Origin of the sequence: Xenorhabdus szentirmaii DSM 16338 (assembly GCF_002632585.1) — a bacterium.
Taxonomy (GTDB): Bacteria; Pseudomonadota; Gammaproteobacteria; order Enterobacterales; family Enterobacteriaceae; genus Xenorhabdus; species Xenorhabdus szentirmaii.
In genome coordinates, this window is the sequence record NZ_NIBV01000001.1 from 1,408,964 (window position 1) to 1,432,756 (window position 23,793).

24 protein-coding genes are annotated in these 23,793 nt (G+C 44.5%); 11 read left to right on the plus strand and 13 right to left on the minus strand.

All coding sequences use genetic code 11. The features are described from left to right. Positions 1-11: 11 nt before the first annotated feature. From mreC to Xsze_RS06510, 9 genes are all read left to right on the plus strand, one after another. Positions 12-1,043 carry a rod shape-determining protein MreC gene (mreC, locus tag Xsze_RS06470; RefSeq protein WP_038236794.1) on the plus strand — a complete coding sequence of 344 codons (1,032 nt, stop codon included), beginning with the start codon at positions 12-14 and terminating at the stop codon, positions 1,041-1,043. Beyond that, a complete protein-coding gene (mreD, locus tag Xsze_RS06475; RefSeq protein ID WP_038236792.1) occupies positions 1,043-1,531 on the plus strand; it encodes a rod shape-determining protein MreD in 489 nt (162 codons plus the stop codon). Before mreC ends, mreD begins: the two co-directional genes overlap by 1 nt. 115 nt (positions 1,532-1,646) lie before the next feature. Next, on the plus strand, positions 1,647-2,234 hold the full coding sequence (locus Xsze_RS06480) for a Maf family protein (RefSeq protein WP_038236789.1): 588 nt from the start codon (positions 1,647-1,649) through the stop codon (positions 2,232-2,234). Further along, on the plus strand, positions 2,231-3,700 hold the full coding sequence (gene rng / locus Xsze_RS06485) for a ribonuclease G (protein ID WP_038236787.1): 1,470 nt from the start codon (positions 2,231-2,233) through the stop codon (positions 3,698-3,700). Before Xsze_RS06480 ends, rng begins: the two co-directional genes overlap by 4 nt. A 148-nt stretch (positions 3,701-3,848) precedes the next feature. After that, positions 3,849-7,691 carry an AsmA2 domain-containing protein YhdP gene (yhdP, locus tag Xsze_RS06490; RefSeq protein WP_038236785.1) on the plus strand — a complete coding sequence of 1,281 codons (3,843 nt, stop codon included), beginning with the start codon at positions 3,849-3,851 and terminating at the stop codon, positions 7,689-7,691. Then, positions 7,688-8,536: a deaminated glutathione amidase gene (gene nit1, locus Xsze_RS06495; protein ID WP_038236783.1), complete on the plus strand. Its 849-nt coding sequence runs from the start codon at positions 7,688-7,690 to the stop codon at positions 8,534-8,536. The genes yhdP and nit1 overlap by 4 nt, the downstream gene beginning before the upstream one ends. 17 nt (positions 8,537-8,553) lie before the next feature. Further along, positions 8,554-9,999, plus strand: a complete 1,446-nt coding sequence (gene tldD / locus Xsze_RS06500) for a metalloprotease TldD (RefSeq protein ID WP_038236781.1) — start codon at positions 8,554-8,556, stop codon at positions 9,997-9,999. 50 nt (positions 10,000-10,049) lie between these two features. Then, positions 10,050-10,520, plus strand: coding sequence for a ribonuclease (locus tag Xsze_RS06505; protein WP_038236779.1), 471 nt, complete (start codon positions 10,050-10,052; stop codon positions 10,518-10,520). A gap of 4 nt (positions 10,521-10,524) precedes the next feature. Continuing rightward, positions 10,525-10,794 carry a barstar family protein gene (locus Xsze_RS06510; RefSeq protein WP_038236777.1) on the plus strand — a complete coding sequence of 90 codons (270 nt, stop codon included), beginning with the start codon at positions 10,525-10,527 and terminating at the stop codon, positions 10,792-10,794. Here the strand turns inward: Xsze_RS06510 and Xsze_RS06515 are convergent. Both Xsze_RS06515 and Xsze_RS06520 read right to left on the minus strand, forming a co-directional pair. Then, complete coding sequence (locus tag Xsze_RS06515) at positions 10,771-11,199, minus strand: MFS transporter (protein WP_038236774.1); 429 nt, start codon at positions 11,197-11,199, stop codon at positions 10,771-10,773. The genes Xsze_RS06510 and Xsze_RS06515 overlap by 24 nt on opposite strands. Positions 11,200-11,413: 214 nt before the next feature. Next, on the minus strand, positions 11,414-12,367 hold the full coding sequence (locus tag Xsze_RS06520) for a D-2-hydroxyacid dehydrogenase family protein (protein WP_038236771.1): 954 nt from the start codon (positions 12,365-12,367) through the stop codon (positions 11,414-11,416). Positions 12,368-12,745: 378 nt separating this feature from the next. On the opposite strand from Xsze_RS06520, the gene Xsze_RS06525 reads away from it, so the two are divergent. Continuing rightward, on the plus strand, positions 12,746-13,003 hold the full coding sequence (locus Xsze_RS06525; protein ID WP_038236768.1) for a hypothetical protein: 258 nt from the start codon (positions 12,746-12,748) through the stop codon (positions 13,001-13,003). 84 nt (positions 13,004-13,087) lie between these two features. On the opposite strand, the gene yjgA is transcribed toward Xsze_RS06525, so the two are convergent. Continuing rightward, a complete protein-coding gene (gene yjgA / locus Xsze_RS06530) occupies positions 13,088-13,624 on the minus strand; it encodes a ribosome biogenesis factor YjgA (protein WP_038236764.1) in 537 nt (178 codons plus the stop codon). Between the two features lie 198 nt (positions 13,625-13,822). Here yjgA and pmbA point away from each other — a divergent pair, with 198 nt between their 5' ends. Beyond that, on the plus strand, positions 13,823-15,166 hold the full coding sequence (pmbA, locus tag Xsze_RS06535) for a metalloprotease PmbA (RefSeq protein WP_038236761.1): 1,344 nt from the start codon (positions 13,823-13,825) through the stop codon (positions 15,164-15,166). Between the two features lie 46 nt (positions 15,167-15,212). Here the strand turns inward: pmbA and rnk are convergent, their stop codons facing one another. The 10 genes from rnk to rpoN all read right to left on the minus strand — a co-directional run bounded on the left by rnk (position 15,213) and on the right by rpoN (position 23,735). After that, entirely contained in the window at positions 15,213-15,623 is a 411-nt protein-coding gene (rnk, locus tag Xsze_RS06540) for a nucleoside diphosphate kinase regulator (RefSeq protein WP_038236758.1), read from the minus strand. A 369-nt stretch (positions 15,624-15,992) separates the two neighbouring features. Next, positions 15,993-17,015 carry an alanine racemase gene (gene alr, locus Xsze_RS06545; protein WP_244431775.1) on the minus strand — a complete coding sequence of 341 codons (1,023 nt, stop codon included), beginning with the start codon at positions 17,013-17,015 and terminating at the stop codon, positions 15,993-15,995. Beyond that, complete coding sequence (locus tag Xsze_RS22620) at positions 16,993-17,220, minus strand: hypothetical protein (protein WP_244431774.1); 228 nt, start codon at positions 17,218-17,220, stop codon at positions 16,993-16,995. The genes alr and Xsze_RS22620 overlap by 23 nt, the downstream gene beginning before the upstream one ends. Before the next feature lie 358 nt (positions 17,221-17,578). Continuing rightward, positions 17,579-18,877 carry an LLM class flavin-dependent oxidoreductase gene (locus tag Xsze_RS06550; RefSeq protein ID WP_038236754.1) on the minus strand — a complete coding sequence of 433 codons (1,299 nt, stop codon included), beginning with the start codon at positions 18,875-18,877 and terminating at the stop codon, positions 17,579-17,581. A gap of 23 nt (positions 18,878-18,900) precedes the next feature. Continuing rightward, positions 18,901-19,758, minus strand: coding sequence for a hypothetical protein (locus Xsze_RS06555; RefSeq protein WP_051462355.1), 858 nt, complete (start codon positions 19,756-19,758; stop codon positions 18,901-18,903). 452 nt (positions 19,759-20,210) lie between these two features. After that, entirely contained in the window at positions 20,211-20,483 is a 273-nt protein-coding gene (gene npr, locus Xsze_RS06560) for a PTS phosphocarrier protein NPr (protein ID WP_038236751.1), read from the minus strand. Between the two features lie 23 nt (positions 20,484-20,506). Next, positions 20,507-21,358 carry an RNase adapter RapZ gene (gene rapZ, locus Xsze_RS06565; RefSeq protein ID WP_038236748.1) on the minus strand — a complete coding sequence of 284 codons (852 nt, stop codon included), beginning with the start codon at positions 21,356-21,358 and terminating at the stop codon, positions 20,507-20,509. 36 nt (positions 21,359-21,394) lie between these two features. Continuing rightward, positions 21,395-21,862, minus strand: a complete 468-nt coding sequence (gene ptsN, locus Xsze_RS06570; protein WP_038236744.1) for a PTS IIA-like nitrogen regulatory protein PtsN — start codon at positions 21,860-21,862, stop codon at positions 21,395-21,397. Positions 21,863-21,984: 122 nt separating this feature from the next. Further along, on the minus strand, positions 21,985-22,272 hold the full coding sequence (hpf, locus tag Xsze_RS06575) for a ribosome hibernation promoting factor (RefSeq protein WP_038236740.1): 288 nt from the start codon (positions 22,270-22,272) through the stop codon (positions 21,985-21,987). A 23-nt stretch (positions 22,273-22,295) separates the two neighbouring features. Continuing rightward, complete coding sequence (gene rpoN / locus Xsze_RS06580; RefSeq protein ID WP_038236737.1) at positions 22,296-23,735, minus strand: RNA polymerase factor sigma-54; 1,440 nt, start codon at positions 23,733-23,735, stop codon at positions 22,296-22,298. Positions 23,736-23,793: the final 58 nt, after the last annotated feature.

Below are 23,793 nucleotides of genomic sequence, written 5' to 3' on the forward strand. Positions count from 1 at the left end.
ATGCGCAATTTATGAAGCCGATTTTCAGCAGAGGACCTTCCCTGCAATTACGACTCTTTTTTGCTGTTATTATTGCCATTATTTTGATTGTGGCAGACAGCCGCCTTGGTGTTTTCAATAAAGTCCGTAGCTATTTGGATACGGCTGTAAGTCCTTTCTATTTTCTGGCAAATGGGCCGCGCCAATTTTTGGATGGTATTTCTGAATCCTTATCCAGCCGCGATAAACTTGAGCGGGAAAACCATACCCTGCGCAATGAATTGCTGTTACAGAACAGCAAACTTTTATTGCTGGGGCAATTGAAGCATGAAAACGTCCGCTTGCGTGAATTGCTGGGTTCACCTTTGCGCCGCAATGAACATATGATGGTATCGCAGGTACTTTCCGGAGGAATGGAGCCTTACCGTGACCAAGTGGTCATTGATAAGGGTGCCAAAGATGGCGTGTATGAAGGCCAGCCTGTCATCAGTGATCGTGGCGTTGTGGGGCAAGTCATTTCGGTGAGTCAATTGAGCAGCCGGATATTGCTGATATGTGATCCTACTCATGCCATTCCTGTTCAGGTCCTGCGCAATGACGTGCGAGTTATTGCAGGTGGTTCGGGATGTACGGATGATCTTTTGTTAGAGCCGTTGCCGAGCGACACCGATATCCGTGTCGGGGATGTCTTGGTGACATCAGGCCTGGGCGGACGTTTCCCGGAGGGGTATCCTGTGGCTGTGGTTTCATCGGTTAAGATTGATAACCAACGTGCCCATACCGTCATTTATGCCCGTCCATTAGCTGAATTGCGACGCTTGCGATATTTGCTACTATTATGGGGAGTTGATAATAACCCTTCTGAACCGTCACCACCTTCGGAAGTCTATCGTGCCGCCAATGAGCGCCTGATGCAGATGTTGCCGCAGGTACTGCCAAATCCGTCGGAAGCCAAGCCGCAATTTCCGGAACAGGGGGCAGATGAAGGAGACGCCAATGAAGGAAATGCCAATAACGCATCACCAGCGACAAAATCATCTTCAACAGCTACAGGAAATCGTTAATGAGTCAGTATCATAGCCGAAGACGTTGGGTCATTTGGTTATCTTTCCTGGTCGCGATAGTGTTACAGATCATGCCGTGGCCGGAGCAATTCTTTATGTTTCGGCCAACCTTATTGATGTTATGCCTGGTTTACTGGTTGCTTGCTCTCCCTCACCGTGTCAGCGTTGGTACAGGGTTTGTACTGGGAGTCATCATAGACTTATTGCATGGTGGTATTCTGGGGGCGCATGCATTGGCGTTCAGCATGATAAGTTTTCTGGTCGCGTTCAAATTCCAGCTTATTCGCAATATGTCACTTTGGCAGCAATCCCTGGTTGTGGTGGGGCTTTCAACCCTGATGAATCTCTGCGTTTTTTTAGCCCATACGTTATTGCCGAAGACGATATTCCATCCTGAAGTGTTCTGGAATGGTTTGGTCAATGGCATTCTCTGGCCCTGGCTATTTTTACTAATGCGTAAAATACGCCGTCAATTTTCAGTTCGTTAAAAAAGCAGGCGAGTCCATTCACTTTTGAAATGTAGCTGGCAAAGCTGCAATCTTAAGGTGAAGGAACGTAATAAACAAAATGGCCTGCTGAAATAGATCTTAAGGATGACTCACGATGAAAACCATTTATTTAGCTTCTGGTTCGCCAAGACGACGTGAATTGGTGGGATTATTAGACTTTAATTTTGAGATCCTGACCTCTCAGGTTGAAGAAAAATGGCAGAAAGGGGAGTCTCCACAACAATATGTTACCCGGCTGGCTGAAGAGAAATCACAGGCAGGTGTGGCAATTGCACCGCATGATTACCCTGTTTTGGGGGCAGATACTATTGTTGTATTGAATAACCGTATTCTGGAAAAACCGCGTGATCAACATCATGCCGCAGAAATGCTCAGTGCCTTATCAGGCCAGTGTCATCAGGTCATTACGGCTGTTGCTTTATCGAACAGTCAATATATTTTGAATGAGACTGTCATTACAGATGTGATATTCCGCCAATTATCTCAACAGGAAATACAGGAATATATAGCAACTGGGGAGCCAATGGATAAAGCCGGTGCTTATGGCATTCAAGGTAAAGGCGGTTGTTTTGTCAAAAAAATTAATGGCAGTTACCATGCTGTTGTTGGCTTGCCACTGGTGGAAACGTATGAATTAATCACACGATTTTTAGCGTTAGCTGATGGGAAAAAGTATTCATGACAGCAGAGTTATTAGTCAATGTAACACCATCCGAAACGCGAGTTGCTTATATTGATGGCGGTATATTGCAAGAAATCCATATTGAACGGGAAGCTAAAAGAGGTATTGTCGGAAATATTTACAAGGGGCGCGTGAGTCGGGTCTTGCCCGGGATGCAGGCGGCTTTTGTGGATATTGGCCTGGATAAGGCCGCTTTTTTGCACGCTTCAGATATTATGCCCCATACAGAATGTATTGCCGGTGAGGAACGGAAAAACTTCCATGTCAGGGATATTTCCAAGCTTGTGCATCAAGGACAGGATTTAATTGTACAGGTTGTAAAAGATCCCCTCGGTACAAAGGGCGCACGCTTGACGACAGATATCACTTTACCGTCGCGTTATCTGGTTTTTATGCCGGGGGCGTCACATGTCGGCGTTTCACAGCGAATAGAGGGAGAGGAAGAGCGCGAGCGCCTGAAAAATATTGTCACGGATTATTGCGATGAGCATGGTGGCTTTATTATTCGTACTGCTGCCGAAGGAATAGGCTCAGAAGAGGTTGCGCAAGATGCGGCATTTTTGAAGCGCTTGTGGAGCAAAGTGATTGAGCGCAAAAAACGCAATATTACAAAAACGAAAATCTACGGTGAATTGGCGCTTGCCCAGCGTATTTTGCGTGATTTTGCCGGCTCATCCCTTGATCGCATCAGGGTTGATTCCCGTCAGACATTTGTACAATTACAAGAATTCATTGATGAATACATTCCAGAAATGAATGCCAAGCTGGAGCATTATCAGGGAAATCAACCGATATTTGACTTGTATGATGTCGAAAATGAAATTCAGCGCTCATTGGAGCGTAAAGTTGAATTAAAGTCAGGCGGCTATTTGATTATCGATCAAACGGAAGCCATGACGACAATTGATATTAATACGGGTGCTTTCGTTGGTCACCGCAATCTGGAAGAAACCATTTTCAATACCAACATTGAAGCCACACAAGCCATTGCCCGCCAGTTAAGGCTACGCAATTTAGGTGGCATCATCATCATCGACTTTATTGACATGGTGAATGGAGAGCATCGTCGCCGTGTACTGGCTTCCCTGGAACAGGCGTTGAGCAAAGACAAAGTTAAAACGACCATCAATGGGTTTTCCCAATTGGGTTTGGTGGAGATGACACGCAAGCGCACACGGGAAAGCATTGAACATATTTTGTGTGATAATTGTCCGACCTGTCAGGGACGTGGAACGGTCAAATCGGTTGAAACCGTCTGTTATGAAATTTTGCGTGAAATTGTGCGGGTCCACCGTGTCATTGATGCTGATCGCTTTCTGGTTTATGCCTCTCCCGCAGTGAGTGAAGCCCTGAAAGGGGATGAATTCCACGTATTGGCGGAATTGGAGCTTTTTGTGGGCAAACAGGTAACAGTACAAACAGAACAACGCTACAGTCAGGAGCAATTCGATGTCGTTATGATATAACCGAACATCAGTTTGTAAAAAAATTGCTTTTGCTGGGGAACTGTTTTTCAAGCGGCTTTTTTTCAACTGAACTGATTTTCAGGTAAACGAACGACTTTTCTGACCGACGACTTTTCAGATAAATGCGCTGGCAACCAAGGAGAAATATGTGAAGCGACTGCCGAAGGTATTATTAGCGACAGCCGCAATAGTCATTATCATAGTGGCTTTGCTTGTCAGCGGATTACGTTTTTTCCTGCCGCACCTCAATGAATATCGTCAGCCATTAATAGAGAAAATTGCTGACCTAACAGGAATACCCGTCAATATTGGTTATATCAATGGTCGCTGGGAGTCATTTGGGCCAAGTCTGGAAATCCGTGATATCAGTGCGAAAGCCGAAAAAGTGGATATCCGCGCGCAAAAAATCAGCCTTTCTCTGGATATCTGGCGATCACTTTTGCAGTGGCGTTGGAATTTCCGTGACCTGTCTTTTTATCAGTTACAGGTGAATTATGACAAAACATTTTTTGGGGAAAAAGGGGAAACGAAATTTTCTGAACCAGATAGTTTTTCCTCCTTATTTCTTGAACAGTTCAGTCATTTTGATCTGCATGATAGTCGCCTGACATTTCTGACACCTTCCGGTGAAAAAGCCACGTTGTTATTGCCACAATTCACATGGGTCAATCAGAATCATCGACATTGGGCACAAGGTAGCGTCAATCTCTCCTCGATTAATGGTCAGGAAGGGGATGTGCAGGTGAAACTGGATCTGAACGATCTCAACGGCATTTTAGAGAGTGGCGTGATTTATTTGCAGGCCGATGATATTGATATGCGGCTGTGGCTGAGTCATTGGTTAAAGGACAATACGGGGCTGAAAAATGCCCGCTTCAGTTTAGCGAGTTGGGTTACCCTGAAGGAGGGCCGCATTGATGGCGGGCGTCTGCAACTGAAACAAGGGGAAGCCGACTGGCATATCGGAAATAAAAAACACCAGCTTACCGTTAATGACTTATTTCTGCGAATGCGTCGTCAGGGAGAAGGCTGGCTGTTTGATATCCCCAATCCGGAAAACCTGAAAACCAATGAACAACAGTGGCCGAAGGGATACCTTGCGGCACTGTACATGAATCAAGCCAGTGAATATCAGGGTAAGGATCACTGGCGTGTCCGGGCCGAGAATATTCAGCTCGAGCGTTTAGACGGCATATTGCCGGTACTGGCCTTCATGACGCCGGATATTGTCAAAAACTGGCAGCAAATGCAGCCGAAAGGGATGCTGAACCGCGTTGCCCTTGATATCACCCCCGAGCGCCCGGAAAATACAGACATTCGCATACAATGGCAGGATGTAAGCTGGCAACGCTGGAAAAACCAGCCTTCAGTCAGTCACTTTAGTGGCATGCTGGAGGGAGACAAGCAACAGGGAAATTTCAGGTTTGCATTGAAAGACAGTGTCATTGATAGTGGTGATTTTTTTCAGGCGCCACTCAATATTGTCAGCAGTGACGGGCAAATTAGCTGGCAAAATAATGGCAAGGGAACAAACGTGTGGAGTCAGGGATTGGATGTTCAGGCCCAATCTCTGTGGCTTAACGGTGATTTTCATTATCAGAAGCCGTCAGATGGCCCGCCAGTTCTGGAGATCCTCTCAGGAATTAAGGCTGATGATGTGGGTGAAGCATGGCGCTATTTCCCCAAGCCCCTCATGGGAAAGTCGCTGACAGATTATCTGACAGCCTCTTTGATTAAAGGAAAAGTGGATAATGCAACCTTTGTTTTTAGGGGAAATCCCCATGACTTTCCGTTTAAACAAAATAATGGTCAATTTCAGATCAGCGTCCCCCTGCGCAATGCAGCCTTTCAATACCAACCAGATTGGCCGGCCCTGCTTAATTTGGATATTGACCTGATTTTTCAGAATAACGGGTTGCGGATGCAAGCGCAGAAAACTCAGCTGGGAAAAGTGAAAGCCACGCAGGTTTCAGCGGTTATTCCTGATTACAATAAACATCAGCTGGTTATTGATGCTGAGCTATCGGGTAATGGGAAAACGATCCACGATTATTTTTCTCACACCCCTCTGGAAGATTCGATTGGCCGGACTCTGGATAGTTTGCAGATTGATGGCAAAGTGGATGGCAAGCTGCATCTGGATATCCCGCTGAATCATGACGAGGTTAAGGTAAGCGGGGATGTCGTACTGAAAGAGACAAACTTGTTCATCAAGCCACTGGACAGCCAGCTGACGCATCTCAGTGGCCAATTTCACTTTAACAATGGCAACTTAAAAAGTGATCGCCTTTCTGCCAGCTGGCAAGGGCAGCCGGTGTCTTTGCAGTTTTCTACTCGGGATTTACCTGAACATTATCTGGTGGATGTGGATTTAGATGCGCATTGGGCGATGCAAACATTACCGAAACTGCCGGCCCGGCTTCACCAAAAACTGTCCGGCGCATTAAATTGGCAGGGCAAAGTCAATATTACAATACCCCAAAATCCCCACACCCCAAGTGACAAGGTAAAATATCGTGTTGTGGTAGACGCTGATTTATCCCATATCAAGAGTCAATTGCCGGCATTGGATAGCGGCGCTTTCCGGGAATGGAACAAGGCTAATATTCGTGTCGATGGCGATGTGGATCGTTTTCTGATGAAAGGTGTAATAGGGAAACGATATGTGTTCAATACCCAATGGATGTTGGATAAAGAACACATCCAGCTGCAACGCGGTGTTTTCAATACCAATGTCTTTAACTCAATCGTTTTTAAAGAAAATAGTGAAGAAATCCCTGCCTTGCCAGAAAAATCATTGCTTGCGCTGACATTGCCTGCCATTGATGGTGACAAATTATTGATGCTGGCAGGGCTGATGAAGGGAAACGCATCAACGGATTCCAATTTGCTGTTGCCGAAGGCATTTGAAATCTCATTGCCCTCCCTGGATCTCGGTGGACAACGTTGGCATCAACTTGAAATGCACCTTGAGCATCAAGCCGATGGGATGGACGTGAATGTCACAGGTGAAGAGATTGACGGCAGCGTATGGATTGACAACAATAAATCACTGCAAGCATCAATTAACTACCTTAATTACGATCCCCGCATTATTGCTGATTCATCGGTTGACGCCAACACGTTAACATTAGGCAAAACCCAGCACGTTTCTCTGAGCAATTGGCCCAAAATGGATGTCAAATGTACAGAATGCTGGATTGGCGGGCTAAAAATCGGCAAAGTATCAGCATCTGTCATGCCGGAAAACAATTCTCTGGTGCTGCTGAACGGGCAGGTAGAAAACAGTGCCGGAACACTCGCGTTGTCTGGCCGCTGGTATGAAAATAGCACAGGCAGTTATACTCAGGCCAAGGGGCAATTGTCCGGGAAAAAATTCGATGAGATGGCCGCGTATCTGGGATTCATTGTTCCTATCATTGATGCGCCTTTTCAATTTGACTTCAATGTAAACTGGCGGGATGTTCCGTGGCAGCCTGATCTCAGGACGTTGAACGGGATGTTGTCCGTCAACATGAAAAAAGGTGCCATAGCCAAGCTGGGTGGCGGAAGGGCCGGACAATTATTGAGGCTCATCAGCTTTGATGCGTTGTTACGGAAATTACAATTGGATTTCAGCGACACATTCAGCAATGATTTCAATTTTGATTCCATCCGTGGAGATTCGACCATAAAAGAGGGTGTTGTATATACCGATAACTTCTTTATTGATGGGCTGGCGGCAGATATCAATGCCACAGGCAAAGTCGATTTGGTTCGTCGCCAAATCAATATGGAATTGGTCATTACGCCAGAAATTTCGACAACGGTGGGGGTAGCCACAGCCTTTGCAGTTAACCCTGTGGCGGGCGCAGCTGTCTTTGCTGCGACAAAAGTGTTGGGGCCGCTATGGAGCAAAATATCGGTGATTCGCTATCGATTAACGGGTAGCCTAGAACAGCCTAGAATTGATGAAGTTTTACGTCAGCTGAAGGAGAAAAAAGGGCCATGAGAAACGTCAATGTTGCACTTTTACAATTATGCAGTGGTACGAATGTTAAATATAATTTAGCGCAAATCGAACAGCAGATTAAGCAACTGCCGAACTCAGTAAAACTGGTACTGACTCCGGAAAATGCGTTGTTGTTTGCTGACGCCGGTACCTATCGTGAACATGCAGAAAAACAAGGAAGTGGCCCACTGCAACAGGCAGTGAGTGAAATAGCACAGCGTTACGGCGTTTGGTTGCTGATTGGCTCTATGCCCATGATTAGCCAGGAAGATCCGTCCCGTATCACAAGTAGCAGTCTGCTATTTGATGATCAAGGCAAAATCCGGGCCCGCTACGATAAAATCCATATGTTTGATGTCAATATCAACGATGAGCATGGCGCCTACAATGAATCCACTATTTACCAACGGGGGGAGCACATTACTGTTGTTGATACACCTGTTGGCCGTTTAGGGATGACTATCTGTTATGATTTGCGTTTCCCCGGATTGTTTCAGGCATTGCGTGAACAAGGGGCGGAGCTTATCTCTGTTCCATCCGCATTTACTCGTTTAACGGGCCGGTCACATTGGGAACCTCTGCTAAGAGCCCGTGCCATCGAAAATCAATGTATTATTCTGGCTCCTGCACAAGTTGGTGTACACGGTACACGCAGAACATGGGGGCATTCAATGGCGGTGAATGGTTGGGGGGAGATTATCAAGAAGAACCCTCTGACTGTCAGCGCATTGGAACTCAATATCCGACGAGAGAGTCTGACTCACATGCGTGAGCAAATCAGAGTGGTGAAACACAACCGCTTCCGCCCACAACTGACTTCTTTGATAGAAAAGAATACAAATTAAGGTAAAGAGTAATTACTATGAGTTTAACTTATGTCAGTGAACATTTACTGGCTTCTAACAACCTAAGTCATCAAGACTTATTTTCTGTTTTGGGTCAATTGGCGGAACGTCGTCTGGACTATGCCGATCTCTATTTCCAATCCAGCTACCATGAAGCATGGGTACTGGAAGACCGCATCATTAAAGATGGTTCCTATAATATTGATCAGGGTGTAGGCGTCCGCGCGGTCAGCGGAGAAAAAACAGGTTTTGCATACGCAGATCAAATCACGCTGAATGCGTTGCAACAAAGTGCACAGGCCGCACGGAGCATTGTTCGGGAAGCTGGCAATGGCATTGCGCATACGTTGGGAGCAGTGGCAAATAACGCATTGTATCCGGCGATTGACCCATTGCAGAGTATGAGTCGGGAAGAAAAAATAGAGTTATTGCACAGGGTTGATCATATTGCCCGTGCAGAAGATCCCCGTGTACAAGAAGTGAACGCCAGCCTGTCAGGTGTTTATGAACAGGTGCTGGTGGCGGCAACAGACGGTACATTGGCTGCGGATATTCGTCCATTGGTGCGCCTTTCTGTCAGCGTGCTGGTGGAAGAAAATGGCAAGCGTGAACGTGGCGGCAGCGGTGGTGGTGCCCGTTATGGCTACGAATATTTCCTGCGCACCGAAGATGGTCAGACTCTGGCAGAACAATTTGCCCGTGAAGCGGTTCGTGTCGCACTGATTAATCTCTCTGCGGTTGCAGCACCTGCAGGAACAATGCCGGTTGTATTGGGCGCTGGCTGGCCGGGTGTTTTACTGCATGAAGCGGTAGGGCACGGTTTGGAAGGTGATTTTAACCGTCGTGGCACTTCTGTTTTCTCCGGCCAGATTGGGCAAAAAGTCGCTTCTGAACTGTGTACCGTGGTTGATGATGGCACAATCGAAGGGCGTCGTGGATCATTGTCGATTGATGATGAAGGCGTTCCGGGACAATACAATGTTCTGATTGAGAATGGCATTCTGAAAGGCTACATGCAGGATAAACTCAATGCACGTTTGATGGGTGTGGCTCCGACAGGTAACGGCCGCCGTGAATCGTATGCGCATTTGCCAATGCCACGTATGACGAACACCTACATGTTGGCAGGCAATTCCACACCAGAAGACATTATCGCCAGCGTAGATCGCGGGTTGTATGCACCGAATTTCGGTGGTGGTCAGGTGGATATCACCTCAGGTAAGTTTGTTTTTTCAACTTCCGAAGCCTATTTAATTGAAAATGGCAAAATTACAAAACCCGTCAAAGGCGCGACACTGATCGGTTCTGGCATTGAAGCCATGCAGCAAATCTCGATGGTTGGCAACGATCTGGCCCTTGACAAAGGGGTTGGTGTCTGTGGTAAAGAAGGTCAAAGTGTTCCCGTTGGCGTGGGTCAACCCACTCTGAAACTGGATAACCTGACTGTCGGCGGAACGGCCTGATCATCGCTTAAACGCGAGTACGAAGATACGAAGAATAGCTGGAGGTCATGATGAAAAAAAATATTCTGGCAGTGGTATTATTGATTCTGGCTGCGGGATATACCATCTTGACCAAAGGCTTATTGCCGTTTGGTACAGAGAAATCAGCACCCAATACCGTTGTTTCGGAGAGCCTGTCTACTCAGAAAATTGATGTTCTGACCGAACATCAACGAGTGGCAGACTATCTCCGCAAGTACCATAAACTGCCTGATTACTACATCACAAAAAAACAGGCCCGCCGTCTTGGCTGGAACCCACGGGAAGGTAACTTATGCGACGTTCTGCCGGGGAAAGCGATTGGTGGTGACCGGTTTTCTAACCGTGAAAACAAATTGCCGGCACAGCAGGGACGCAATTGGTTTGAAGCGGATGTTAATTACCGGTGCGGGCACAGAGGCAGTGACAGGTTACTTTATTCCAATGATGGCCTTATTTATCTGACCGTTGATCACTACAACCATTTTACCCGGTTGGAGTAATGATATGAAAAAAGTGGAATTCGATTTTAGTCAACTTCCTGACTTAGCATCTTTTTACCGTAAGTTTAAACAGAGCTTCGGGCTTGGCGATACATTTGGTTTCAATCTGGATGCGTTGTGGGATGTCGTAACGGGGGATATCCCATTGCCCATTGAAATTGAATTCAGCCACTTTACACCGCAAAAAAGAACCCGTTTTGCGGCATTGGTATTATTGTTCGAAGAAGCGGAAGAAGAGCTGGAAGGGGAATTACGGTTTAATATCACCGATTGAATGTATCTCTCGTGTGATAAACAAACCTAATGGCCCAAGGATAATATAGAACAAAGATGAGCTTACCATAATGGTATGAAGATCAAACATTTCAATTAACTTCGACACGATAAACAGGGCGAGAAGAATAAACGGCTGCTCATAAAACAAACAAATGAACACCTTTTCAATCTCTTGTTTTTGGAATTGGGTCTGCATCAATGTTGCCAGAGGGCTCTGGGCTATGGGGGCGCCAATCGAAGCAATGGCAGCAAATAACATCATTATTTCAATACTATTTCTAAATGCCATGCAAAACAGGCCACATCCAGAAAGCAAACGCCCAATAGACATGACACGCACAGGTTTTGTAATGCTTATTTCAGAAACAACAAGGTTGGGCAACACATTGGAAGCATCACCCATTTTTTATCCCAAACTCAGGTTAGTTAACTAAGAAGAGGTTTATCTCTCTATTACTTTACTAAACCTGATTTAATTCTGACTAAATTGGACTGGTGACCCCATATCACTCAAGTAATATTTAATATTATTGCGTTTAGTTTGGTGAGTATTATTTTTGTCAAAATTTATTCCCCATTTCACAAAATAAAAATAGGGAATAATTTTATGATGATTGTTATTTATTGACTACATGGCTCTCATCACCAGAAAAATATCGTTCTACGTTCTTAAATGCACTTTCAAAATAAATGTCATAACAGCTTTTTGTAACATAACCAATATGCGGGCTGCAAAGTACGTTATTGCGTTTTAATAATGGGTGATTGGGGTCCCAAATGGGTTCGGCATCAAAAACATCCAATGCAGCAAAGCCGGGTGTGCCTGAATCGAGGGCTTTTTCCAGCGCACCGGTTTCTACCAGGCCAGAACGCGCAGTGTTGACGAATACGGCTGTCGGTTTCATGTGAGTCAAATCGGAAAAGGTAATATTGCCCGCTGTTTCTTTGACTAACCGTTGATGTACGGTAATGGCATCCGATGTTCGGAAAAATTCTTCGCGACTGTCTGGAACAATTAACCCTTCTTGTCGCGCCTGTTCTTGTGCTCGTGTTGATCCCCAAACCTGTACGTTCATGTCAAATGCCCGCGCGTATTTGGCAACGAGCTGGCCTATTTTGCCATAACCGATAATGCCCAGCGTTTTGCCGGCGACAGTATCGCCCAATTCAGTTTGCCATTGACCTTGTTTCATGGCCTCGACAGAAAGGGTAAATTTGCGTATGGAACTTTGAATTAACAGCCAAGCTAATTCGGCAGCCGCAATCGGTGATCCCACTCCTTCAACGACGGCGATCCCCCGTTGTTTACATAATTCCAGATCGATATTGTAAGCTACTTTTCCTGTCTGGCTGATCAGTTTCAAGTTAGGGGTCTTAGACAAGAATTCTTCGTCAATGAGGGTTCTTTCGCGGATAAGTATCAGGGCATCAGCTTTGGACAATAGCGTTTCTGCTTTGGGATCACTACCAAGGTCACCGAGGCTAACGACCTCAAAATGACTGTTCTGATATAACGCTTTAATTTGTTTTGTTGCTTTTTGATAATCATCCGGAATAATAACTAATGGCATTTCAGACATCCTTTGTACTTATTGGAATGGAGCGAATTAGCAAAGTGAAAATGACATCATGCTGTAGGGTACTCACTTAGTTGATTTACATTGTGATTTTCACAATTTGGCAACATTAAAGCTTGGTTGTTAACGTTAGTCAATCTGATGTAACAAATTCTTTATCAACTTGAGAATCCGCTCTTTTTCTGACACAGCAAACCCTGAACGTTGTCAGATACCACATAATAAATTTGAATGATTTTGTTTTTGATAGTGTACATACTTAATTTTTAACTTTGTCTAATCGTGATGTTTTAGATTAACTTCATGATGTAAGAAGAGAGTTTATATATTTTATGATGAATAAATAAAAACCATTATCTAATGGAGGTTAACATGACAGCTGATTATATAAATAATCGTGGGGTTAGATTTAATAGATTGAAAAAAGAATTTAATCTTCGTTGGCTCGATAAAGATAATGATGTTGCTGGTGTTTTTATTTGTAAAAATGAAGCTGATATTATAAATGCAGACATTATCAGTATTGCAGATAATAATAAAAGAATCATTGTTCATAGCAGGGGTCACTGCTATGAAGGGTTTGTTAGTAATAATACGTTCAATACAGGCATGAGATGTCGGTTCCCCTAAAGCCCGATTGATAAAACTGTATCCATAAGAGCGTGTGGTGATTTAACAAACCACCCTGAAAAGGGCGGTTTGTTACGCTTTCTATCACGCAGTCTCAGACAGTTCTTTCAGATATTGAAAAATCTGACGGTAAGATTTCGGTGGCTTGTTAGCCGCCTTCTCTTTTTTCGCGTTGCGAACCAGTGTGCGAAGTTGTTGACGGTCTGTATGCGGATACAGTGCAATAACTTCTTCGAAGGCATCATCCGTTTCGAGCAGTTTATCGCGCAGCTCTTCCAGTTTGTGCAAAATAACGACTTGCTGGTTATGGCGATTCTTCAGTTTATCGAGTGCAATAGTGATAGGTTCAGGATCACGGGCACGCAGTAATTTTCCGATTAATTGCAGTTGGCGACGACGACCTTCACGTTTGATTTTTTGTGCCAGTACAATGGCCGCCAGCAAATCTTCATCCAGCGGTATCCGCTCCAGTTGGTTTTTGCTGAGTTCGACCAACTCCTGACCCAATTTCTTCAGTATTTCAGCATCCCGCTTGATTTCACTTTTACTGACCCAGATTATCTCTTCTTCTTCCTCTTCAGCAGGATAATTGTCGAGCCAATCTTCAGGCTGCTTTGCCATAATTGTTTTCCTTCTAAAAAGGCTGGATAAGGTGTGTTTTGGAACATGACCTATCGTCCGGTGGGTGTTAACATCCTAATATTGCGTATTGTAACTGGGAAAATTGCCTGATTACCACTCGGCATTCATGCCCTGAACTGCATTGAGGCATTTTCCCTGATAAATTATCTTTCTAATTCATTGGATTATGGTTAATTAATGATAGTCACTAATCAACAAATCGCGGAACAGCGTAAACAGTTGGAAGATGCAGTCGCCTATGCTTTGGAACTGGCAAAATCCGGCTGTGATGCCGCAGAAGTCGCGGTCAACAAAACGACCGGAATCAATGTCAGCACTCGTTTCAGCGAAGTCGAAAATGTCGAGTTTAACAGTGATGGTGCATTGGGTATTACTGTTTATCACCAGCAACGTAAAGGCAGTGCATCTTCTACGGATTTAAGCCCTGAGGCGATTGCCCGTACGGTTCAGGCGGCCATTGATATCGCCCAATATACCTCTGCGGACCCCTGCGCTGGCCCTGCTGATAAAGAGTTGCTTGCATTTGATGCGCCGGAATTGGATCTTTTCCATCCCGCCGATCTGGATGCGGATACGGCCATTGAGTTGGCTGCCCGTGCAGAACAAGCGTCATTGCAGGCAGATGAACGTATCACCAATACCGAAGGGGGCAGTTTCAGTAGCCATTATGGTATTCGGGTATTCGGCAATAGTCACGGTATGCTGCAAGGCTACAATTCAAGTCGCCATTCCATATCGAGCTGTGTGATTGCCGAGCAAGATGGCAAGATGGAGCGCGATTATGCCTATACCATAAGTCGTCATTTTGATGATCTGAAATCCCCTGAATGGGTTGGACAGGAATGTGCCCGCCGTACGCTGTCTCGTTTGGGTGCGCGTAAATTGCCTACGATGAAAGCCCCCGTTATTTTTTCTGCGGAAGTGGCAACCGGGCTGTTTGGGCATTTGGTCGGTGCGATCAGTGGTAGCAGTATCTACCGTAAGTCCTCTTTCTTGTTGGATAGTCTGGGCAAACAAATCCTGCCTTCATGGCTGACGATTGAAGAGCAGCCTCATTTGCTGCGTGGGCTGGCTTCAACACCTTTTGATAGCGAAGGTGTTCGGACAATGCAACGTGATATTGTCAAAGATGGCGTTTTGCAAACCTGGTTGCTCACCTCTTACTCTGCCCGTAAATTGGGTCTGGTGAATACCGGTCATGCCGGTGGCATCCATAATTGGCGCATCAAGGGGCAAGGGCTGGATTTCTCCGGTTTGTTGCGTGAAATGGGAACGGGGCTGATTGTCACTGAATTGATGGGGCAAGGTGTCAGCGCAATTACGGGGGATTATTCCCGTGGTGCTTCTGGTTTTTGGGTCGAAAATGGCGAGATTCAGTATCCGGTCAGTGAGATCACCATCGCGGGTAATTTGAAAGATATGTGGGCGAATATGGTCACTATCGGTGACGATATTGAAACTCGCAGCAATATTCAGTGTGGCTCTGTCTTGTTGCCGGAAATGAGTATCGCCGGTCAATAGGGATACTCATCAGCAGCCAGTTCGGTGTCACTGAGCTGGCTGGGAGTTAACGATGATATTCACCCGCAGCTTCTGGTTGGTAAAGTATCTCTAATACTTTCACCCGGGCTTTTTCACCATTTGGCAATTCACAGGTAATTTCATCATTGATTCTCAACCCGAGAAGCGCAGCACCCAAGGGAGCCATAACGGAAAGCTGTTTGGTGCTGTCTTTCAGGGATGAGGGATAAACCAGTGTGCGAATACGCTCTTCGTTATTGCCAAGATCAATAAATCGAATCTCACTATTCATTGTGACAACATCAGCCGGTATCTCGACAGGCGGCAGTATTTCTGCACGATCCAGTTCTTCGTTTAACGCATCTGCAATATCGGTATTTGCAAATGCAGGTTGTTCCAACAGTGAATCTAAACGTTCAGCGTCCAGTTCATTAATAATGATTTTAGGTTTCGTCATACCACGCTCCAAATTAAGCTCAATACAAAATAACACCCCACATCACAAGGAGGGGGGGTGTTATTTTCAAAGTCATTAAAATGATATTAGGCTGTTCTGGCGTGAAAATAAAGAGATCATGATCACGAACTGTTTTGTGTTTTTAATGTGAAAAGCCTGATAAGCACATATAAGAATAAGCCGATATCATTTATATGCGTTTATGTATGCGTTTATGGCCGTTGCTTCTCAGGTTGCCTCTTTGTCGGCGGTGCCTGTTCCTCCGGTCACCGTCTTTATAAACATACGGTGTTTCTGCTCCGGAGGTTCACTTTCTTGCCGCCTTAATGCAACTTGAAATTCATCGGCTATGGTACTGTTGATAAGGGATTATCTCACCGTGATTTTGGGGTTGGTTTCTCCCCAAATGGAAGATAATTCAACAATGTGCATACCACTCCATTTCTGAATATCAGATTGAGTGATTTCGTTATTTCCTTGTTTACCGAAAAGGACAACTTCATCGCCGGCTTTGACTTCAGGCAAATCAGTGACATCGACCATGGCGGTGTTCATGGAAATGCGGCCGATGATGGGGGCATGGTGGCCGTTGATCAGAACATAAGCCTTGTTTGACAGGCTGGAAGTTAAACCGTCAGAGAAGCCTACTGGCAGGTTGGCAAGCTTAGAATCCCGCTTGAGGAAGTAAGTGTTGTCGTAGCTGACACCATTGCCTTGAGGATATGTTTTCACTGAAGCAACACGGGTTTTCAGTTCAATCAATGATTTGTATTCCGGGTGGCTGTCGCTCAGGGCACCGTAAAGCGCACTGCCGATGCGTACCATATCGAACTGTGCTTCCGGGATGGTCATGGATGCAAAAGAACTTGAGGCATGTAATGTGATGTCTTTTCTGTTCAGCTTGGCCGTTTTGATAAGCCAAGAAGTTTGTTCTTCGAATTTTTTGATACTTGAACGAATGGCATCCAGATCGGTAAGAGCGTGGTGACTCATCATGCCAACCAGTTTCAGGTTAGGCAACCGGATGATTTTCAGTGCGTCTTGCTTACCTTGTTCAGTCTTCATTTCCAGACCATTGCGGCTCATAAGACCGGAGTTCAGCACCAGATGAACATGCAGTTGCTTGCCGTGTTTTTTAGCCAGTGCATCAACAGCCTGAGCTTGTTCCAGATCACCGACTATCTCTTCCATGTCATAGCCCAGTGTGCTTTCAATTTCGCTTACGTCAGCGGTACGGATACGGATAAGCTGACCTTTGAAGCCGCTTTCACGCACAATACGCGCTTCTTCATTACTGGTGATCCCTACACATGGCACGCCTGTTTTTATGATGGATGGCATCAACAAGCCGATACCATGACCATAAGCGTCACCTTTCAACACTGCACACATTTTGTGTGTCTTTATTCAGTTTTTTCTGCAATGTGTGAATGTTGTTTTCGAAAGTGGTGGTGTTGATTTCAACCCAGGCATTGTTATGGGCGGCAACGCGTTTTGCTTGGGTATTGTCTAAAGAAAGTATCGGTGCAGCTTGAACAGCGCTTTGGCACAGGCTAAGCCCAAGAAGAATTGCCAGTGTAGTTTTATTAAAACGCATGAAGTAAATCTCCGGTTGAGAATAGGTGCGTGAAATATTATTTGTGTAAGCCAAGCTTAATAATAATTTTTTAGATTATTTATTTCATTAAGTTAACTTATTGAATGATAATATTTGTTGTTTATTTTGCACTATTTATAAATAGTCAATATTATTAGCTATGTTAATGAGTTAGGTTAATTATTTTGACGGATCTTGAGGTATTCACAAAAGGAATATATAAATGTTTTTTTATCTTTTGTTAGTTTTATCCTCTATCTTTTAAGGTGTTACAAAATTGTTGACGTGTACATTAATTCATCTCGCAAATTTACTTCGCAATCAGAACGGAGTGGTATTGATGTCTTTGCTATAAAAATTAGTCACAAGCGACGCCGAAGCGCGCTCGGATGGTTTGTTCTGTATAGTCAGACCGAAAGAGGTTTCTTTTTTGCAATAAGGGAATAACGTGATCGACCATCACTTGAAGCGCATCAGGAAACGCATCAAAATTCAGGTTAAATCCGTCAGCAGCATTTTCCGAAAACCATTTTTCCATATCATCGGCAATCATTTCAGGGGTTCCCAGCACCATTCGATGCATGCCCATATTTTGCAGAATAAGCTGATGAACGGTGAAGTTTCTGGCTCGGGCCAACTTGATTATTTCCGATGAAAACCCTTTGGAAACAATATCATTGGAGGATTTTTCAATGAGATGATAAGGCAACGGTTGGTGTAGTTTCAGGTCGTCAGGTTCCAGCCCTAACTGTCGGGACAACATGATAATATCTTCATTGACATCTCTGAGTTCATCCATCTTTGCTTTTCGTGCTTGTGCTTCAGCAAGTGTTGAGCCGATAATCGGGAATAAACCCGGCAAGATTTTCAGTGAATTTTCGCTGCGCTTTTTGGCTTTCACTTTTGCTTTCAATTGTTGATAAAAATGCTTTGCCCGCTCAAAAGATGTTTGTGAAGTAAAAACGACATCAGCATATTTTGTTGCCATTTCCTGCCCGGCCTCTGATGAACCAGACTGGACCAAAAGCGGCATTCCCTGAGGGCTGCGGGGAAGTGTCAATGGCCCTTTTACGGCATAGTATTGCCCATGGTGGTTAATGTTGTTTACCTTGGCCGGATTGGCAAATACACCACTTTTTGCATTTGCAACCAGCGCATCTTTCTCCCAGCTTTTCCATAACTTGATGGCAACCTGAACGAATTCTTCTGCCCGTGTGTAGCGTTCTGACGCGCTGGGCAACGGTGTTTTCCCAAAGTTTTTTGATGCGGCCGGATTGTATGTCGTAACAGCGTTCCAGCCCATTCGGCCATGACTGAGATGATCTAATGTTAAAAATTGTCTCGCTAAAATAAATGGATCGCTGAAGGTGGTTGAGGCGGTACAAATAAACCCAAGATATTTTGTTACTGGCAGAAGTGATGACGATACAATCAGCGGGTCCAGCATTTGTGAAGGGCTGTGCACATGACCATGCAAGGCGAGTGAATCGGAAAAGAATAATGCATCAAATTTACCCGCTTCGGCTAATTTGGCTATTTCTTGATAAAAAAGTGGGTTGATAAATGCCTTGGTATCTTTTTGGGTTCGCCAACCGGCAGGATGCTGACCGACTCCGACTATATGACAGTTCAGATGCATTATTCTTGTGTTAGACATATAATTTCCTATTTTAAAAAATATTAAATGGTATTCGTTGAATTTAATATGTCCTGAATTTTCTTTGATAATCCGATTGTATTTTCTCCATTACTTAATTTTGCTGCTTCCCAAACACATTGGCCTATGACTTTAGGGTGATGCCCGTTCACGTTCATGACCTTGATAATGGCAGAGCCATAAGAAAGGCCTATGCCTATTTTTAAAGGTGGGAAATGATATCGTTGCCATAAAATATCATTAACATGCTTCATAGTATTATTAATGCATTTTTCGGCAGCCATATGGGCTTTATTGATGACATTAATGAGATTGCCAGGTTTAATATGAAATAAGATTAACACCCCATCACCCAGTAATTCAGTGGCTTTGCCGCCTTCCAGTGCCGCCGTATATGTCACGGCTGGAATTAATGACGATATTTCATAGAAAACTTTTTGTAATCCGCATTCTATCATTGGGGAAGTGGAGTATTGTTCAAAGCTAGCGCTAGAATCTCTCATGTCCATCATAAATACAACAAATTCACCAAATTCAGGTTTATCATTTTCTAATAATGGATAACCGGGGATGAATGTTTTTATCAATTCTTTTTTTGATATTGATTCAATGCTGTTGTCCTCACTCTTGCCTTCTGGGAAAGGTGGAGAGTTTCTGGGTTCAGAAGCCATATCCTTGTTGATCTGATTTTTCGTCTGATGGATATGTTCATTAATTTGATTTGTTAATATGTTTTCTTCATTAAAGTTATGTCGGACTTGTTGCCAGTCTTTTTCAGCACAATTAAGATGGAAATTGATGAGTTCTTTTACATTATTATCGAAATCACATTCCATTTTTATTTCTTCTTCTTTTTTTATGGGTATTAATTTTTCTTTCATATATTTATTGCTGTCTATAGTTAAATATTAATATTTTCATGTGAATGAGGTGGGGATATTGATTGTTTTGAACTGTTTTTACTGTGGTTTACTGATAATGGTTTATTGATGAGCGAAGTTCCCTCTGGTTAACACATGAAGGGGGAATTATAAACCAATATGGGTAAATGTTTGGTTCTGATTATTTATTTAGTAAGTATGAAAATATATGGAAATCTCATTATGTTACATTGAGTAATATCGATTGCTCAGCTTTATGGATTAGTATCTTGAAATGAAATGGGTATAAATAAAATAAGTGGCTGAATGAAGTGAGATATATCAAGAAAGGCAGGGATATTCAATATATTTGATATTCAAATTGGTTGTAAAAATGATTTTTTTAGTATCATTATTCGTAACCCAAGGGAATTTGGTGATTTATTTGAGGCTATGTTGTTAATGGCGCTGGGCTAATCTTCGTCAAAACCCGAATTAAAGAGGGCAACGATTGCTGCCAGCGCTTGCTGTTCATCAGGGCCGGTTGCTTCGACATCAATATAGCTGCCCTGCTCAGAATCCAGCATCAACATGGCGATCACGCTGCTGGCTTCTGCTTGAATGTTGCTGCTGTTGCGCAGAATGACCTGCGACTGAAACTGTTGTACAAGGTCGTACAGTCTCATCGCAGGCCGGGCATGCATTCCGAGCCGGTTTTTAATCTCAAGTCTCTGTCTGACTGTCATGATTATGGCCTGCGTTAATGATATTACTTGCGTTTTTCCAGTGTGCGGTGACGTGATTGTACGTTTTTGCCACGGGAACGGAAATAATCGGCTAATTGTTCTGCAACATAGACGGAACGGTGTTTACCCCCTGTACAGCCGATAGCCACTGTCAGATAACTCCGGTTATTGGTTTCCAGCATGGGCAACCAAAGTTCGAGGTAACTGCGGGTCTGGTAAATGAAGTTATGCACTTCTGTATGGCGATCCAAAAATGCAGCAACCGGGCGATCCAAGCCTGTCATTGGGCGCAGTTTTGGGTCCCAGTGCGGGTTTGGCAGGAAACGTACATCGAAAACATAGTCTGCATCAATCGGGATGCCATGTTTAAAGCCAAAAGATTCAAATACCATTGTCAACTCGCGTTCCCGTTTGCCCAGTAAACGCGTTCTGAGCATTTCTGCCAGTTCATGGACGGACATTTCTGATGTGTCAATGATTAAGTCAGCACGTGAACGCAGAGGCTCCAGCAGGTCGCTTTCCTGGTCAATGGCACTTTCCAGTGACAGATTTTTGCTGGAGAGCGGGTGCAAGCGACGGGTATCACTGTAGCGGCGGATCAGGGTATTGCGATCCGCATCAAGAAATAAAAGCTGTGGTGAAAAATTATCAGGTAATTGGGTCAAGGCTTCTTCAAAAATTTCTGGCGACTCGGGCATGTTTCTGACGTCAATGCTGACCGCCGCCGAAATATCGCGCTCAGCCAGGGTATTTGCCAGTTCTGGCAGCAATACGACAGGCAAGTTATCCACACAATAAAAACCCATATCTTCCAGCGCACGAAGGGCAACGGATTTTCCCGAGCCTGAACGACCGCTGACTATCATCAGCACCATGAGGCGACTCCCCTAAATGTTTTCTTATAATCGCTATTATTCAGTAATAATTCTATATAACTCTTCGTCACTTTGTGCGGAACGAAGGCGACGACAGAGGTTCTTATCTGCAAGGCGCTTTGCAATCAATGATAGTGAGTGTAAATGGGTTTGACACTGGTCTGACGGCACCAATAAAGCGAACATTAAGTCAACAGGTTGATTATCAATTGCATCAAAAGTAATCGGTTGTTCCAAATGCAAAAATACACCAACGGCATTATTTGAGCATTCTTGGGTCAGTTTGCCATGAGGGATGGCAATCCCATTGCCAATACCGGTTGTGCCCACTTTTTCGCGGGAAAGAATCGCCTCGAATACGATATTTTCCGGCACTCCAAGCTGTTTTGATGCCAGCTCACTGATAATCTCTAAGGCGCGCTTTTTACTCGAGCAGGGCACGTTGTTGCGTGTACATTCGGGTGAAAGCACTGAGCTTAGTGGTAAATCTGTTTCGTTGTTCATTTCTTTATTCACTTAGGGCCTTGTTATACCAGATGCCTGATCGAGGCATCCGGTATTGATGCACTGTTGCCAGCCAGATAGAACAGTAGTAATTCTATGACGGCCCCGTTGCCTGAAAACTGTTAATGTTGTCTCAATTTACTTTTGTGTTTGGTCAATTGACGCGCTAACTTATCTGCAAGTGCATCAATTGCAGCGTACATGTCTTCATGTTCTGCGGTTGCATGCAACTCACCCCCATTGACATGCACTGTGGCTTCAGCAATTTGTTGTACTTTTTCCACCCGGAGGATGACCTGAATGAGATTGATTTTATCGAAATATTGATCCAGTTTGCCGCATTTTGTATTCACAATGTTGCGCAGTGCATCTGTGATTTCAATATTGTGGCCTGTAACATTGAGTTGCATAGTGTTTTCCTTCTCTGTGTTGTTCAAACCAATTTTTTACGTTGGTTTGAAGGCGGGATGGATAACGACTCTCTATATTTTGCGACAGTCCGGCGTGCCACTTGAATGCCTTGTTCAGCTAATATGCTGGTCAATTTACTGTCACTCAAAGGCTTGGCCGGGTTTTCTGCCGCGACCAGTTTTTTCACCAAAGCACGTATTGCCGTTGAAGACGCTTCGCCTCCGCTGTCGGTGTTGACGTGACTGGAGAAAAAATATTTAAGCTCAAAAATTCCTCGTGGGCTATACAGATATTTCTGCGTTGTTACACGAGATATGGTGGATTCATGCATATCAACCTGATAGGCAATATCAGCCAGCACAAGTGGTTTCATGTACTCCTCACCATACTCAAAAAAGTCTTGCTGCTGCTCAACAATGCAGTTGGCGACTTTCAATAGTGTTTCATTACGGCTTTCGAGGCTTTTTATCAGCCATTTGGCCTCTTGCAGGTTATTGCGAATGAACTGGCTGTCACTCTCATTATGAGCCTGTTGCCCCAACTCAGCATAGTGCTGGTTGATGCGCAGACGGGGGATGCTATCGGTATTTAGCCGAACTTGCCAGCTTTCATTGATTTTCTGCGCCAATACATCGGGGATAACATACTCGGATTCATCAGTATTGACCACCAAACCCGGCTTGGGTTCCAGTGATTGGATGATATCAATGGCTTCTTTGAGCGCACTTTCTTTTAATTTGCTCTGGCGCAATAAATTGCGAAAATCTCGGTTGCCCAAGAGTTCAAGGTATTTGTTTACCACAAGCCGGGCATCTTTCAGGTGAGGCGTTTCCGGAGGCAACATTGAAAGCTGAATAAGCAGGCATTCCCGTAAATCACGAGCAGCCACACCAATGGGATCAAAATGTTGTATGCGCTTGAGGACTGCTTCGATTTCTTCCAGCGTTAACTCATCATCACCCATGCCGGCAAGGATATCTTCAGCCGAAACCGTCAGGTAACCGGTATCATCAATGGCATCAATGATGGACGTGGCAATGGCCGCATCGGTTTCGGTAAACGGTGTCAGTTCGGCTTGCCACATCAAATAATCTTGCAGGGTCTGCGTTGTTTCTCCCTGATAAACCGGAAAATCGTCCGAAGTATAGTCACCACCGCTTCCTGATGCTCCCCCGGCGGTATAGATTTCATCCCAGCTGGTGTCCAATGGCAGCTCTTCAGGCATATTTTCCTGTTCAAGTGCTTCGCGGGTATCCATTGCCTCAGTTTCAGTACGAGCGTTATCCGGACTATCCACTTCTTGGTGCAAGTCATCTTGCTCAAGCAATGGATTGGTTTCCAATGCTTGTTGAATTTCCTGCTGAAGCTCAAGTGTAGAAAGTTGCAACAAACGGATAGCCTGTTGGAGCTGGGGGGTCATCGTTAGTTGCTGACTGATCCTGAGTTGCAAGCTTTGCTTCATAGTGTTACCGCTTTTTCCTTAACCGAGCCGAGATTCTCCGGCCGGAATGATCCCTTGA